The organism is Bradyrhizobium sp. USDA 4510, from assembly GCF_054059095.1.
In genome coordinates, this window is sequence record NZ_JBSSBT010000001.1 from 7,040,059 (window position 1) to 7,054,396 (window position 14,338).

Here is a 14,338-nt window from a genome sequence, read left to right on the forward strand (position 1 = left end):
GTGAGTAGGCACGAGCTTTCACGGATGACGACAGTCGAAGGACGAGGCGCTCAATAATCCTTCAGCAGCCGCTCGATGTAGTCGAGCTCGATCTGCGGCCGCGACGGATCGGCGAGGCGGCGGCGCAGCTCTTCGAGGATGCGGCGGACGCGCTGCACGTCGATCTCGCCGGGGATCTTCACCGTGTAGTCGTCGCCGAATTCCCGGCCATGCAACGGGCGGCCGAGCGGATCGGTCTGGTTGCCGCCGCTCTGCTGGCGGCCGGCGCGGTTGCCGGGGCTGTCGCCCGGCTGGTCGCCATCGCCCTGCTGCATCGCGTCGGCGAGGCTCTGGGCGCCCTTGCGCAGCGCATCCAGCGCACGGCCCTGCGAATCCACCGCGCCGTCGGCATTGCCCTCGCCGAGCCGCCCGGAGGCATCGCCCATCGCGGAATCGGCCTGGTCGAGCCCGTCATCGCCGTCATCGCCCTGGTCGCCGCCTTGATCGCCCGGCTGCGCCTGGTCGCCCTTCTGACCCTGGCCTTTCTGGCCCTTCTGGCCGCGCTGGTCCGGTCCCATGCCGCGCTTGGCGAGTTCTTCCTGCAGCTTCTTCAAGCGGTCGCGCAGCGCCTGCTGGTCCTGCTGCAGGTCGCCCATCGACTGCTCGCCCTGCTTGCCGCGCATGCGGTCGCGGCGGGAATCCTGGCCCTGCTTGAAGGTCTTGTCGCGCAATTGCTGCTGCTTGCGGATCATGTCGCCGAGCTCGTTGAGCGACTGCTGCATGTCGTCGTCGCCCTGATTGGGCTGCGCCATTTGCAGGTTTTCCAGCATCTGCTGCATCTGCTCGAGCAGCTGCCGCGCCGCATCCTTGTCGCCGGAGCGTGACAGCCGCTCCATGCGATCGAGCATGTTCTTGAGATCCTGCTGGCTCAGCACCTTGGCATTGGGATCGAGCGGCCGGGCGAGCTGCTGCGGATTGTTGCGGAACTGCTCGACCATCTGGCGGAGGAAATTGTCCAGCGCGGCGCGCAGATTGTCGGTGAGCTTCTTGATCTCCTCGTCGGTCGCGCCGCGCTCGAGCGCCTGCTTGAGCGCGTCCTGCGCCGCGCGCAGCGCCTTGTCGACGTCCGAGATATTGCCGTCCTCGATGGTGACGGCGAGCGACCACAGGCTGGCGACCACCTCGCGCAATTGGTCGTCGGTGCGCGCCGCCTCGAGCTGCCGGCTCACGGTGTGCAGGCCAAGGTAATAGCCGGTCTCCGGCATGAACATTTCGGGCGCGATCATCAGCGCCTCGAGCGCGGCGAACACCTGGCCGTTCTGGTTGGCGTCGAGCGCCAGGATACGGCGCTGCTCGATCAGCGCGCGCGCCAGCGGCTTGGTGAACAGGCGCTCCGGCAGCCGCATGTTGAACGGCTCGCTCTTGCCCTCATTGCCGGCCTCGTCCTTGGCCGTCAGCGTCAAGGTCACGTCGGCGCCGGCATAGGGATCCTCACTGAGGTCCTTCACGGTCTGGCCGACGCCGTTGCGGGTGCGCGCATTCGGCAGCACCAGCGCGAATTGCGGCGGCTCGAACAACGGCCGTGGTTGCGCCGCCTTGCCGTCGGCATCCTTCTTGCCGTCAGCCTCCTTCGGCGCATCGGTCGGCCGCACCGCGAATTGCGCGCGCGCTTCGCTGACGCCGTAATCGTCCTCGAGCCGGTAGGACATCTGCAGCGCGCCGCGCGCCTGCCGCTCCGGATCCTTGGCGAGCACAATCGACGGCGGGCGGTCCGGCGTCGCAGTGAACTTCCATTGCGGCTGGCCGGCCGGCGCGCGGACATGCGCGGTGCCGTCGCCGGTGATCTTGAAATGCCGCTCGTTGGTGCCCTTGGGCGCCTGCCCGTCCGGCGCGACCTCGGTAACACCGCCACCGACGACGACGTCGATGCTGCCGCCGCTGGAGCGTACCAGGAGCGTGCTGCCGGCCGGAACCGCGAGCGGGGTGGTGTCCGCCGCGTTGGCGTCCTTGTTGGCGTTCGACAGAATGATCGGCGGCTTGCCGGTGTAGTTGGGCGGCGTCACCCAGGCATCGACCCGGACATTGGCCGGCGCCATGATGCCGTTCCAGTCGAATGCGGAGGCGACCCGCAGGCCGCGCTCGTCGCCGGCGGCGACATAGCTCGCGACCAGCATCACGATGACCAGCGCGCGCAGCGCCCAGGGGTCGTGCAGCGACACGCGCGGCCGCGGCAGCCCGGCGCGGATGCGCTTGATCGAGGCCAGCGTGCGCTCGCGCTGCGCCTGCCACAGCGCCAGCGCAAACGGGTCCTTGTTGGTGAGCGTGTCGGAGAGCGTGGTCGCCGGACGATGGCGAATGCCGGCGCCGCGGTCGAGCCGGCTCAGGCCCTCCTCGCGGCTCGGCCAGCGGAAGCGCACCAGCGGCGACAGCGCCGCGAGCGCGGCAATCGCGAACAGGCCGGCGCCGGCCACGCGTGCGACAAACGGCAGCACCAGCCACAGCCCGGCCCAGGACGCGACCAGGAACAATCCTGCGACCGTCAGGAACCGGGCCAGATGCGGCCAAGCCCGTTCCCACCCAATCGCGAACCTTGCCCGCTGCAGAGCCTCTGTCAGTTTCAGCCGCGCGATCGCATCGCTGTCGCGGACGGCGCGTGACGGGTCAGAGGGGTCGATGTTGGCTCCGCTCAATAAAATCTCCGGGGTAGCCGGCAGGTCAGCCTAGCACGGCGGCGGCTTTGAGGCACCCGTTCCAGGACGTAACCCACACCGGGAAATACGCATAACACGAAGGCGTGACTGCGGCGGTTCGACCCCGTAACGTCGCGGCCGAACCATCGCATTAACGCATGAGGAACGCGATATGGACCAAAAAACGCACGACAAGGGGCTTGAAATCCGCAAGGCGGTGCTGGGCGAAGCCTATGTCAACAATGCGCTGAAGAATTCGGACAGCTTCAACAAACCATTCCAGGAACTGGTCACCGAATATTGTTGGGGCGCGGTCTGGGGCCGCGAGGAACTGCCGCGCAAGACCCGCAGCATGCTCAACCTCGCCATGATCTCGATCCTGAACCGGCCGCACGAATTGAAGGCCCACATCAAGGGCGCGCTGACCAACGGCGTATCCCGCGACGAAATCCGCGAGATCTTCATGCAGGTCTCGATCTATGCCGGCATCCCCGCCGGCGTCGACAGCTTCCGCATCGCGCGCGAGGTGTTCGCCGAACTCGACAACAAGGCGTGAGCGAGCTCCACTCGTTGTCGTCCCGGCCAAGCGAAGCGCGAGCCGGGACCCATAACCACAGCTCGTCGTGGTTACGACGGCTGTGGCCCCGACTGCACCAAACAACTTAGTCCTGGGGTTATGGGTCCCTGCTTTCGCAGAGACGACATCGTGTGGGAGGCGCGCATATCGCACACAACGACATAGAGGAAACGACTCATGGAAATCGGATTCATCGGCCTCGGGAAGATGGGCTTCCCGATGGCACGCCGGCTGATCGAGGCCGGCCACAAGCTCACCGTGTTCGACACCAGCAAGGACGCGCTCGACAGGCTGGTCGCACTCGGCGCGGTGGCCGCAACCTCGCCCAAGGACATCGCCGACCGCGTCGAGACCGTGATGGCGAGCCTGCCCTCGCTGCAGGCCTCACTCGAGGTGGCGACCGGCGCGGGCGGCGTGATCGAGGGCACGCGCGTCAAACGCTTCATCGACCTCTCCACCGTCGGCTCGCGGATGGCGGTGAAGATCCACGAGCTGTTGGCCAAGAAGAACATCGTGCAGATCGACAGCCCGGTCTCCGGCGGCGTCGCCGGCGCCGAGAAGGGCACGCTGGCAGTGATGGTGTCGGGCCCGCGCGCCGATTTCGAACTGGTGAAGGGCGCGCTCGACGTCATCGGCAAGGTGTTCTTCATCGGCACCAAGCCGGGCTCCGGCCAGACCATGAAGCTCGCCAACAACTTCCTGTCGGCGACCGCGATGGTGGCGACCTCGGAGGCTGTTGTGATGGGTGTCAAGTCCGGGCTCGATCCGGCCGTGATGATCGACGTCATCAATGCCGGCTCCGGGCTGAACACCGCGAGCCGCGACAAGTTTCCGCGCTCGGTCTTGCCGCGCAGCTTCGACTTCGGCTTCGCCACCGGCTTGATGGTGAAGGACGTGCGGCTTGCGGTCGAGGAAATGCGCGCGCTCGGGCTGTCGATGGAAATCGCCGAGGCGGTCGGCCGGCTCTGGGAAGTCATCATCCGCGACGAGGGACCGGAGTCGGACTTCACCGCGGCGATCAAGCCGATCGAGAAGGCCGCGGGCGTGATCGTCGGCGGCGGTAAAGGCGGCGCGCACGCCGCGAAGTAACGCTCTCGCCGAAATAAACGCTGTCGTCCCGGGCAAGCCAACGGGTCGGCGCGAAGCGCCGCCCGATGACAGGCTCCGCGCGACCCGGGACCCATCACCACAGGACTTCGTGGTTTAGCTGAGCTGCGGCCCCAGCTCAGGACAACAATCAGGAGCGGTGGTTATGGGTCCCTGCTCCCGTGCGCAATTGCGCACTAGGCAGGGACGACACCGTTAGTGAAGCGCGACACCGGCCATCACAGCCACGGCGCCGGCTTGTCCATCGCGATCAGGGCGTCGACGTCGATGCGCGGGCGGACCACGGCGTACTGGTCGTCTTTGACCAGCACTTCGGGCACCAGAGGCCGCGTGTTGTAGGTGCCGGACTGCACCGCGCCGTAGGCGCCGGCGGTCATGATCGCCAGCAGATCGCCGGCCTTCGGCTGCGGCAGCGCGCGATCGAGCGCGAGGTAATCGCCGGTCTCGCAGACCGGGCCGACTACATCCGCGACCATGGTCGGGGTGCCGGGCGCGGGCTGGCGCACCGGCAGAATGTCGTGATGCGCTTCGTACAGCGTCGGCCGGATCAGGTCGTTCATCGCCGCGTCGATGATGACGAAGTTCTTGGCATCGCCCGGCTTCACATGGATCACGCGGGTGACGAGGATGCCGGCATTGCCGACGATCATGCGTCCCGGCTCGAACATCAGCGTGCAGCCGAGATTGTGCGTGACGCGCTTGACCATCGCCGCATAGGCGTCCGGCGCCGGCGGCGCGGCGCGATCCATGTAGTAGGGGATGCCGAGGCCGCCGCCGAAATCGATATGCGAGATGTCGTGGCCGTCGGCGCGCAGCGTCTGCACGAATTCGGCGAGCAGCCGGAAAGCGACCTCCAGCGGGCCCAGATCGGTGATCTGGCTGCCGATATGCACATCGGTACCGGTGACCTTGATGCCCGGCAGCTTTGCCGCGCGGGCATAGACCTCGCGGGCGCGGGCGATCGGAATGCCGAACTTGTTCTCGGACTTGCCGGTCGAGATCTTGGCATGGGTGCCGGCGTCGACATCGGGATTGACCCGCACCGAGATGCGGGCCGTCTTCTTCATCTCGACCGCGAGACGCGACAGCATCTCGAGCTCCGGCTCGGACTCGATATTGATGCAGAGGATGTCAGTTGCGAGCGCGGCGCGCAGCTCGCCTTCGGTCTTGCCGACCCCGGAGAACACGATCTTCGAGGGCGGAATGCCGGCCGCCAGAGCCCGCTTCAACTCGCCGCCGGATACCACGTCGGCGCCGGCGCCGAGCTTGGCCAGCGTGCGCAGCACCGACTGATTGGAGTTCGCCTTCATGGCGTAGCAGACCAGCGCCTTCTCGCCGGCGAAGGCTTCGGTGAAGACGCGGTAGTGACGCTCCAGCGTCGCGGTCGAATAGCAATAGAACGGCGTGCCGACGGCCTCCGCCAGCTCAATGAGATTGACCGCCTCGGCATGCAGCACGCCGTTGCGATAGTCGAAATGGTTCATGACACGCTTTTAAATACTAATTGCCGAGCAGCGGATCGAGGAGGAAGGGCCGTTTATTGCCTCGCGGCGCGGCCGGCGCGGCCTCCGAGCCATAGGTCGGATTGAACACGCTGGGCTGCGCCGCCCGCTCGCTCTCGGTGTCGCTCGGTGCCGCGCCCGGCGCGACGTTCGCGGTCGGCGGCAGGTCGAGCGGTCCCTTGCGGCCGCAGCCGCCGAGCGCCAGCGCGGATACGCCCAGCACAATGATGGCCCATCCCGAGGGGGTCAGGCGGTTCTTGCTAATCACGACGAATTCCCCAATTCGGGCGGCACCATACAAACATTGGCGTGCTCTGGCGAGAGGCGGAGCGCCATGAAATCACGGCCAAATTTTCCGGTTCAGCCCAATTTTCGCTCTTTTTCCAGCCGCTTGGCCCAGGCCTTGGCCTGCGCCATCACATTCTTCGGCGCCGTGCCGCCAAACGAGGTCCGGCTCTGCACAGAGGATTCGACGCTGAGCACCCTCAGCGCGTCGGCCGTGATCTTCGGCTCAACCTCCTGCATGGCCTTGAGCGGCAGCTCGTGCAGCGCCACACCCTGCTTCGATGCTAGGCCGACGATGCGCCCGGTAACGTGGTGGGCGTCACGGAACGGCATTTTCAGGGTGCGCACCAGCCAGTCGGCAAGATCGGTGGCGGTGGCGTAGCCCTCGCCGGCGGCGGCCTTCATCTTTGCTTCGTCCGGCACCAGGTCCTCGACCATGCCTGTCATGGCGCGAATTGCCAGTGACAGCGCCTCGAAAGCCTCCATCGCGCCCTGCTTGTCCTCCTGCATGTCCTTTTGATAGGCGAGCGGCAGGCCCTTCATCACGATCAGCAGCGCGGTGAGCGCGCCGATCACGCGGCCGGTCTTGGCACGGACCAGCTCGGCCGCGTCCGGATTGCGCTTCTGCGGCATGATCGACGAGCCGGTGGTGAACTTGTCGCTGAGCTTGACGAGGCCGACCAAGGGCGAGGTCCAGATCACGATCTCCTCGGCGAAGCGCGACATATGCACTGCGCAGATCGCGGCCGCCGACAGCGTCTCCAGCACGAAATCGCGGTCGGATACCGCGTCGAGCGAATTGGCCATCGGACGGTCGAAGCCGAGCGCCTTTGCGGTCGCGGCGCGGTCGATCGGAAACGAGGTCCCGGCGAGCGCGGCCGCGCCCAGCGGCGATTCGTTCAACCGCTTGCGCGCGTCGGCGAAGCGGCCGCGGTCGCGGCTGGCCATCTCGACATAGGCCAGGAGATGATGACCGAAGGTCACGGGCTGCGCGGTCTGCAGATGGGTGAAGCCCGGCATCACCGTGCCGGCATGCTCCAGCGCTCGGGCGACCAGCGCCTGCTGGAACGCGGCCAGCGCCGCATCGGTCTCATCGATGGTGTCGCGGACATAAAGCCGGAAATCGGTCGCGACCTGGTCGTTGCGGGAGCGCGCGGTGTGCAGCCGGCCCGCCGCGGGCCCGATCAATTCGGACAACCGCGACTCGACATTCATATGAATGTCCTCGAGCGCGCGCTTGAAATCGAAATCGCCCTTGCCGATCTCTGACAAAATCGTGTCTAGACCTTTGCCGATATTTTTCGCATCAGCGGACGTGATGATGCCCTGCGCAGCGAGCATCGCGGCGTGGGCCTTGGACGCGGCAATGTCCTGGGCATAAAGGTGACGATCGACGTCGATGGAGACGTTGATTTCCTCCATGATCGCGTCGGGACGTTCCGAGAAGCGGCCGCCCCACATCTTGTTGCTCATGACATCTCGCTCACGAATTCGTATTTCAGCCTTGCGGTTTCATGGCCGGAGGCGGCGAAACAGCACCGCAGTTCCGGTCGTATTCCCGGCACTGCTTAGCCACATCGACCCAGGATGACAAACGATATGCCCGAGACGACCCAACCCAACCCGACCGCCAGGCCGACCGCCAAGTGGCGCATCCCGCTGGTGATCGGCGCCGTGCTGGCCGGGGCTGTGATCGGCTATGCGGGGGTCTCCAGCCTCAAGCATCCCGCGGGCGGCGATATCGCCTGCAACAGCGCGGTGGCTCTTGCGAAGAAGATCGCCCCGCTTGCCCACGGCGAGGTCGCGGCGCTGACCATGGCGACCACCCCCTTGATGCTGCCCGACCTGACCTTCGAGGACGCCAACGGCCAGCCGAAGAAGCTCTCGGACTGGCGCGGCAAGACCGTGCTGGTCAATTTGTGGGCGACCTGGTGCGTGCCCTGCCGCAAGGAAATGCCGGCGCTCGACAGCCTGCAGACCAAGCTCGGCGGCAAGGATTTCGAGGTGGTCGCGATCAACATCGACACCCGCGACCCGGACAAGCCGAAAAACTTCCTGAAAGAGGCCAATCTGACCAATCTCGGCTATTTTTCGGATCAGAAAGCCAAGGCTTTTCAAGACCTTAAGAACATAGGCAAGGCGCTGGGCATGCCGACCTCGGTGCTGGTCGACGGCAAGGGCTGCGAAATCGCCAATATCGCCGGTCCCGCCGAATGGGCGAGCGACGACGCGATCAAGCTGGTGAAGGCCGCGCTGCAGCCAGCCGCAGCCGGGTTCTGATCAGGCGACGGTGTTGAGGTTGTCGCCGATGCCGGGCGACAAATTCGCGGTGGAAGGCGTGCCGAGCAGGGTCTGAACCGCGAACTTCTCGGCGTCGAGGTTCTGCTTGGTCACGCGGGTTGCGATCTCACCCTGCAGACTACCCTGCTGCATCGACAGGATGCTGGTGACCATGCTCATCATGTCCATACGCGGCACTCCCAAAACTGGGGTTTGAGGTAACGCGCGAAAGTTAATGCTTGGGTAATCGATGGCCGCGTCAGGCTGACGCATCGGCCTCGAAATTCCCGCTAGCGCGATGATCCGCGTCTCAGGCCGTGTTCGCCGCGAAGGCCGCGCCGAGGGTGCGCAGCGCTTGCCGTGTCCGCGCATCGGACAGTTTTGAGTGAAGCATGACGTCGCGGGACGGCAATGGCGGCAGGCCAAGCCGCGGCCCGAGATCGACGGTGTCCGCCGGCGCCACCCGGCGCGCCAGCGCCGCGACCGCAAGGCCTGCGGAGATCGCAGCTCCGATCGTCGACAACCCGCCGCCGACGAATGCCTCGGTCCAGGCGATGCCGGCGGCGTCGAGCGCTTCGACCGCCATGGCACGCACGCTGCACGGCTCGGCTTGCGTCGCGAGGCGCAACGGCTCGCCCGGTCGATGGTGAAAATCGGGTGCGGCCATCCAGCCGAACGGCTCTTCGAACAGCACGTCGCCATCGCGGCGCTTGGCGTCGTGGCGGAGCACGATCGCAGCATCGAGCCTGCCGTCGTCGAATGCGCTAAGCACCGAACGCGACGTGTCGACGTGCAGCTGGATCACCAGCCCGGGATCGGTGCTGTTCATCCGCTTCAGCAGCGAGGCGAGTTCCGAGCCGACGATGTGGTGGCTGATGCCGACGACCAGCCGCCGATGCTCGACGGCAAACGAGCTGATCGCCGATTGATGCGCGGCCACCAGATTGCGCGCGGCGCCGAGGAAGGCGGCCCCTTCAGCGGACAGCCGAACCAGCCGCGGCGTTCGCTCCAGCAGCCGCCGGCCGAGGCCGTCTTCCAGACGCCTGATCTTCAGGCTGACCGCGGACTGCGTGGTCTCCAGCGCCTGCGCCGCGCGCGTGAAGCTGCTGAGATCGGCCACCAGGACGAACGCCTGGACTGCCTCGACGTCGAGTGCCTTCATGGTCATTCATTTAAATATGAAATCATTGAAATGCATTACCATACCGTTTTTCAATGAGCAAGGAGCCCCTAGGATCGGCGGCACGTCACGCCACTAGGAGAGCCACCATCATGCCGCTGACCCGCGTTTCATTGCGACGGGGCAAGCCCGCCGCCTACCGCAAGGCCGTTCTTGAAAGCCTTTATCGCGCCATGCGCGAGACCTTCGACGTGCCGGAAGGCGATCGCTTCATGACAATCTCCGAGCACGATGACGATGATTTCCTCTATGGTGCCGACTATCTCGGCATCAGGCGCAGCGATGATCTGATCATCATCCAGATTACTGTCAGCAATACCCGCCCGGTGGCGCAGAAGCAGAAGCTCTATCGACGGATCGCGGAACGGCTGACCGAAAGCCCCGGCCTGCGCGCCGAGGACATCTTCATCAACCTTGTCGAGGTGCTCCCCGAGAACTGGTCGTTCGGCAACGGTGAGGCGCAATACGTCCGATGACCGCTGCACCGCTTCTCTCACCGCGCATGAGCGGCATCACGGCATCGCCCGCATCAGTGCTGCGCCGCCGCGCCCGCGAACTGCGAGCTGCCGGGCGCGACATCATCGAGCTGTCGTCGGGCAATCTGGACTTCCCGACACCGGACCATGTGATCGCAGCGGCGCATGCAGCCGCATTGCGCGGCGAAACCCGTTACACCGATGTCGACGGCACGCCGGAACTGAAGCGGGCGGTGCAGGCCGCGCTGCTGCGCGACCATCATCTCGACTACGGCCCGGACGAGATCGTCATCACCAACGGCTCGACGCAGGCGCTGTTCAACGCGCTGCTGGCGACCCTGGCGCCCGACGACGAGGTCATCATCCCCGCGCCCTATTGGGCGCCCTATCTCGATCAGGTACGGCTGGCCGGCGCGGCGCCGGTGGTGGTGCCGTGCGCGCAGAACAACGGCTTCAAGCTGCGCGCGGAGGATTTGCAGGCGGCGATCTCGGCGCGAACCCGCTGGATCATCGTCAACAATCCGGTCAACCCATCCGGCGCGCTGTATTCGCGTGATAATCTGTCCGAGATCGCCACGGTCCTGCTGCGGCATCCGGAAATCCGGGTGCTGGCCGACGGGCTCTACGAGCACATCGTGTTCAACGGATCTCCGGCGCCGACGCTTGCGGAAATCGAGCCGCGCCTGAAGCCGCGGACGCTGACCGTCAGTGGCCTCGCCAAGAGCTACGCCATGATGGGATGGCGCATCGGCTATGCCGCCGGACCCGCGGCGCTGATCCGCGCGATGATCACGATCCAGTCGCAGACCACGTCCGGCGCGTCGTCGATCAGCCAGGCCGCGGCAATTGCCGCGCTCGACGGCGCGCAGGATGTGCTGCTTGCGCGTGCCGCCATCCTGCGCGCCAAGCGTGACCGCTTTGCCGAACTCGTGAACGAATGCGCCGGGCTGTCCTGCACACCGCCGGAAGGCACGTTCTATCTGCTGGTCGCCTGCGCCGGCATAATCGGCAAGCGCGCGCCCGACGGCAGAGTGATCCGGACCGACCGCGATTTCTCGGCCTATCTGCTCGAGGCGGCCGACGTGGCAGTGTTTCCCGGCGAGGATCTCGGGCTGTCGCCCTATATCCGCCTCAGCTTCGCCAACCCGTCATCGACCATCGAGGAGGCCGCAAGGCGGCTGAAGCGCGCCTGCGCGGCACTGCAATGACGCCTCACGGACGGACCCCGCGCCTCGCGCTGACAGCACATCTGCTCGGACTTGGAACGGGTGTGACGATGATTGTCGGTCTGGTGCCCGCGACGCTTGCGCTGCTGCGGGCACTGATCTGAAGACGCGACGATTACCGCGTCGGGATCGGCTTGTCGCCGCGATAGTCGTAGAAGCCGCGCTGGCTCTTGCGTCCGAGCCAACCGGCCTCGACATACTTCACCAGCAGCGGACACGGCCGGTACTTGGAGTCGGCCAGCCCCTCGTGCAGCACCTGCATGATCGACAGACAGGTGTCGAGGCCGATGAAATCGGCGAGCTCGAGCGGGCCCATCGGATGGTGCGCGCCGAGCTTCATCGCGGCATCGATCGCCTCGACGTTACCGACGCCTTCATACAGCGTGTAGATCGCCTCGTTGATCATCGGCAACAGGATGCGGTTGACGATGAAGGCGGGGAAATCTTCCGACACCGCGACCTGTTTGCCGAGCTTGGCGACGAACGCCTTGGCGGTGTCGAAGGTCATGTCGTCGGTGGCGATGCCGCGGATCAACTCGACCAGTTCCATCGCCGGCACCGGATTCATGAAATGAATGCCGATGAACTTCTCCGGGCGGTCGGTCGAGGCGGCGAGCCTTGTGATCGAGATCGACGACGAGTTGGTCGCGACGATCGCCTCCGGCTTCAGTACCGCACAGACCTCGTGGAAGATCTTGCGCTTGGTCTCTTCCTTCTCGATCGCGGTCTCGATCACGAGATCGCAATCGGCGAGCGCGTCGAGCGACTCGGCGGAGGCGATGCGGTCGAGCGCCTGCTTGCGGTCGCTCTCGCTGATCGCCTTCTTCGCGACCTGCCGGGTCAGATTGCCGTTGATGGTCGCCAGCGCCGACTTCAGCCGGTCGCCGGACACGTCATTGAGCACCACGTCGAAGCCGGCCAGCGCCGCCACATGGGCAATGCCATTGCCCATCTGGCCCGAACCGATCACGCCGACCTTTTTGATTGCCACCGTCATCTTGTCATCCACCGGAACGGCGCGCACATCGCGCCTGCCCAATTCCAACGATACCCGAAGTAAAGCCTTCCGGGTTGCCCAATCCGCCGGAAAACGTTTCCCGGGACCATGATGTGATGACAGGTCATCATACCCGGGTCCCATTTTCCCCCGTCGAGCACGATCCTTTCGGAAAAACGTTTCCGGATCATTGCCTCGAAAATAATAACACCGGCCGGAGCTTACCCACCCGGCCGGTGTCTTGTCGCTTACTTTCCGAGCTTGCCGAGCGCTTCGGTGAGCTCCGGAACCGCCTGGTAGAGGTCGGCGACCAGGCCGTAATCGGCGACCTGGAAGATCGGCGCGTCCTCATCCTTGTTGATGGCGACGATCACCTTGGAGTCCTTCATGCCGGCCAGATGCTGGATCGCGCCGGAGATGCCGACCGCGACATAAAGTTCCGGAGCCACCACCTTGCCGGTCTGGCCGACCTGCCAGTCGTTCGGCGCATAGCCGGCATCGACCGCGGCGCGCGAGGCGCCGACGCCGGCGCCGAGCTTGTCGGCGAGCGGCTCGATGTACTTGGCGAAGTTCTCGCGGCTCTGCATGGCGCGGCCGCCCGAGACGATGATCTTGGCCGAGGTCAGCTCGGGACGGTCGCTCTTGGCGACTTCCTCGCCGACGAACGTCGACAGGCCGGGATCGGCGGCCGCAGCGGCGTTATCGATCGCAGCGCTGCCGCCTTCGCCGGCGGCGGCGAAGGTCGAGGTGCGCACCGTAATCACCTTCTTGGCGTCCTTCGACTTCACGGTCTGGATCGCGTTGCCGGCATAGATCGGCCGCTCGAAGGTGTCGGGGGCGACGACCTTGATGATCTCGGAGACCTGCATGACGTCGAGCAAGGCCGCGACGCGCGGCATCACATTCTTGAAGCGCGAGGTCGCGGGCGCGACGAACGCGTCATAGCTAGGAGCCAGCGCGACGATCAGCGCGGCCAGCGGCTCGGCAAGGTCGTGTTCATAGGCCGGGCCTTCGGCCACCAGCACCTTGGTGACGCCGGCAAGCTTGGCGGCTGCTTCCGCCGCCGCCTTGGTGCCCTGGCCGCCACCGGCAACCAGCACATGGACATCGCCGCCGAGCTGGCTCGCCGCGGTCAGCGCCTTGTTGGTCGCGTCCTTCAGCGTCTCGTGGTCGTGTTCAGCAATCAACAGCGTCGTCATCAGAGAACCCCGGCTTCGGTCTTGAGCTTGTTCACGAGTTCGGCGACGTCCTTGACCTTGACGCCCGCCTTGCGGCCTGCCGGTTCCGCGGTCTTCAGCACTTCCAGACGCGGCGTCACATCGACGCCGTAGTCAGCGACGCTCTTGTCGTCGATCGGCTTCTTCTTCGCCTTCATGATGTTGGGCAGCGACGCATAGCGCGGCTCGTTCAGGCGCAGGTCGGTGGTGACGATCGCCGGGCCCTTGAGCTTGATGGTCTGCAGGCCGCCGTCGACTTCGCGGGTGACCTTGAAGTCGGATCCTTCGACCTCGAGCTTGGAGGCGAAGGTCGCCTGCGACCAGCCGAGCAGCGCGGCCAGCATCTGGCCGGTCTGGTTCGAGTCGTCGTCGATCGCCTGCTTGCCGAGAATGACGAGGCCGGGCTGCTCCGCCTCGACCACCGCCTTCAGGATCTTGGCAACCGCGAGCGGTTCGACATTGCCTTCGGCCTTGACCAGGATGCCGCGGTCGGCACCCATCGCAAGTCCGGTGCGAATGGTCTCGGAGGCCTGCGCGGGTCCGATCGACACCACCACCACTTCGGTCGCCTTGCCGGCTTCTTTCAGCCGCAGCGCTTCCTCGACGGCGATTTCGTCGAACGGGTTCATCGACATCTTGACGTTGGCGAGCTCCACGCCCGTCCCGTCACTCTTGACGCGGACCTTGACGTTGTAGTCGACGACCCGCTTTACCGGCACAAGAACCTTCATCGATCCTCTTTCGCTTTGATTTTATGGGTTTCGGTTGGCTGGCGCGGAACCTAAAGGTCCCGTTTCTCCCGGTCAACGCGCCAAAGCCAAA

At 65.5% G+C, this 14,338-nt stretch carries 14 protein-coding genes; 5 read left to right on the forward strand and 9 right to left on the reverse strand.

Translation table 11 applies throughout. The annotated features are described in order from the left end of the window. Positions 1-50: 50 nt before the first annotated feature. On the reverse strand, positions 51-2,669 hold the full coding sequence (locus ACVMDN_RS32890; protein ID WP_076827437.1) for a TIGR02302 family protein: 2,619 nt from the start codon (positions 2,667-2,669) through the stop codon (positions 51-53). A gap of 172 nt (positions 2,670-2,841) precedes the next feature. On the opposite strand from ACVMDN_RS32890, the gene ACVMDN_RS32895 reads away from it, so the two are divergent. Then, positions 2,842-3,225, forward strand: a complete 384-nt coding sequence (locus tag ACVMDN_RS32895) for a carboxymuconolactone decarboxylase family protein (protein WP_018268955.1) — start codon at positions 2,842-2,844, stop codon at positions 3,223-3,225. A gap of 198 nt (positions 3,226-3,423) precedes the next feature. Beyond that, positions 3,424-4,335 (forward strand): NAD(P)-dependent oxidoreductase, encoded by a 912-nt coding sequence (locus tag ACVMDN_RS32900; protein ID WP_076827435.1) that lies wholly within the window; start codon positions 3,424-3,426, stop codon positions 4,333-4,335. A 236-nt stretch (positions 4,336-4,571) separates the two neighbouring features. On the opposite strand, the gene lysA is transcribed toward ACVMDN_RS32900, so the two are convergent. The 3 genes from lysA to argH all read right to left on the reverse strand — a co-directional run bounded on the left by lysA (position 4,572) and on the right by argH (position 7,613). Beyond that, a complete protein-coding gene (lysA, locus tag ACVMDN_RS32905) occupies positions 4,572-5,837 on the reverse strand; it encodes a diaminopimelate decarboxylase (protein WP_057017759.1) in 1,266 nt (421 codons plus the stop codon). Positions 5,838-5,853: 16 nt separating this feature from the next. Beyond that, entirely contained in the window at positions 5,854-6,123 is a 270-nt protein-coding gene (lptM, locus tag ACVMDN_RS32910) for an LPS translocon maturation chaperone LptM (protein WP_057017758.1), read from the reverse strand. A 92-nt stretch (positions 6,124-6,215) separates the two neighbouring features. Beyond that, on the reverse strand, positions 6,216-7,613 hold the full coding sequence (argH, locus tag ACVMDN_RS32915; RefSeq protein ID WP_076827431.1) for an argininosuccinate lyase: 1,398 nt from the start codon (positions 7,611-7,613) through the stop codon (positions 6,216-6,218). Positions 7,614-7,739: 126 nt separating this feature from the next. Here argH and tlpA point away from each other — a divergent pair, with 126 nt between their 5' ends. Beyond that, the gene (tlpA, locus tag ACVMDN_RS32920; RefSeq protein ID WP_076827429.1) at positions 7,740-8,420 is read left to right on the forward strand and encodes a thiol:disulfide interchange protein TlpA; all 681 of its coding nucleotides are present in this window, start codon (positions 7,740-7,742) and stop codon (positions 8,418-8,420) included. Here tlpA and ACVMDN_RS32925 read toward each other — a convergent pair whose 3' ends face one another. Both ACVMDN_RS32925 and ACVMDN_RS32930 read right to left on the reverse strand, forming a co-directional pair. Then, on the reverse strand, positions 8,421-8,609 hold the full coding sequence (locus tag ACVMDN_RS32925) for a putative motility protein (protein ID WP_076827427.1): 189 nt from the start codon (positions 8,607-8,609) through the stop codon (positions 8,421-8,423). It abuts the gene before it with no gap. A gap of 121 nt (positions 8,610-8,730) precedes the next feature. After that, positions 8,731-9,582, reverse strand: coding sequence for a LysR substrate-binding domain-containing protein (locus tag ACVMDN_RS32930; RefSeq protein ID WP_076827508.1), 852 nt, complete (start codon positions 9,580-9,582; stop codon positions 8,731-8,733). A gap of 110 nt (positions 9,583-9,692) precedes the next feature. Between ACVMDN_RS32930 and ACVMDN_RS32935 the strand changes: the two genes are divergently transcribed. Both ACVMDN_RS32935 and ACVMDN_RS32940 read left to right on the forward strand, forming a co-directional pair. Continuing rightward, positions 9,693-10,076 carry a tautomerase family protein gene (locus tag ACVMDN_RS32935; RefSeq protein ID WP_076827425.1) on the forward strand — a complete coding sequence of 128 codons (384 nt, stop codon included), beginning with the start codon at positions 9,693-9,695 and terminating at the stop codon, positions 10,074-10,076. Then, positions 10,073-11,284 (forward strand): pyridoxal phosphate-dependent aminotransferase, encoded by a 1,212-nt coding sequence (locus tag ACVMDN_RS32940; RefSeq protein WP_076827423.1) that lies wholly within the window; start codon positions 10,073-10,075, stop codon positions 11,282-11,284. The genes ACVMDN_RS32935 and ACVMDN_RS32940 overlap by 4 nt, the downstream gene beginning before the upstream one ends. 133 nt (positions 11,285-11,417) lie before the next feature. On the opposite strand, the gene ACVMDN_RS32945 is transcribed toward ACVMDN_RS32940, so the two are convergent. The 3 genes from ACVMDN_RS32945 to ACVMDN_RS32955 all read right to left on the reverse strand — a co-directional run bounded on the left by ACVMDN_RS32945 (position 11,418) and on the right by ACVMDN_RS32955 (position 14,247). Further along, the gene (locus ACVMDN_RS32945; RefSeq protein WP_076827506.1) at positions 11,418-12,299 is read right to left on the reverse strand and encodes a 3-hydroxybutyryl-CoA dehydrogenase; all 882 of its coding nucleotides are present in this window, start codon (positions 12,297-12,299) and stop codon (positions 11,418-11,420) included. Positions 12,300-12,547: 248 nt separating this feature from the next. Further along, positions 12,548-13,498, reverse strand: a complete 951-nt coding sequence (locus tag ACVMDN_RS32950; protein WP_141340063.1) for an electron transfer flavoprotein subunit alpha/FixB family protein — start codon at positions 13,496-13,498, stop codon at positions 12,548-12,550. Continuing rightward, positions 13,498-14,247, reverse strand: a complete 750-nt coding sequence (locus tag ACVMDN_RS32955; protein ID WP_016845285.1) for an electron transfer flavoprotein subunit beta/FixA family protein — start codon at positions 14,245-14,247, stop codon at positions 13,498-13,500. The genes ACVMDN_RS32950 and ACVMDN_RS32955 overlap by 1 nt, the downstream gene beginning before the upstream one ends. Between the last annotated feature and the right edge of the window lie 91 nt (positions 14,248-14,338).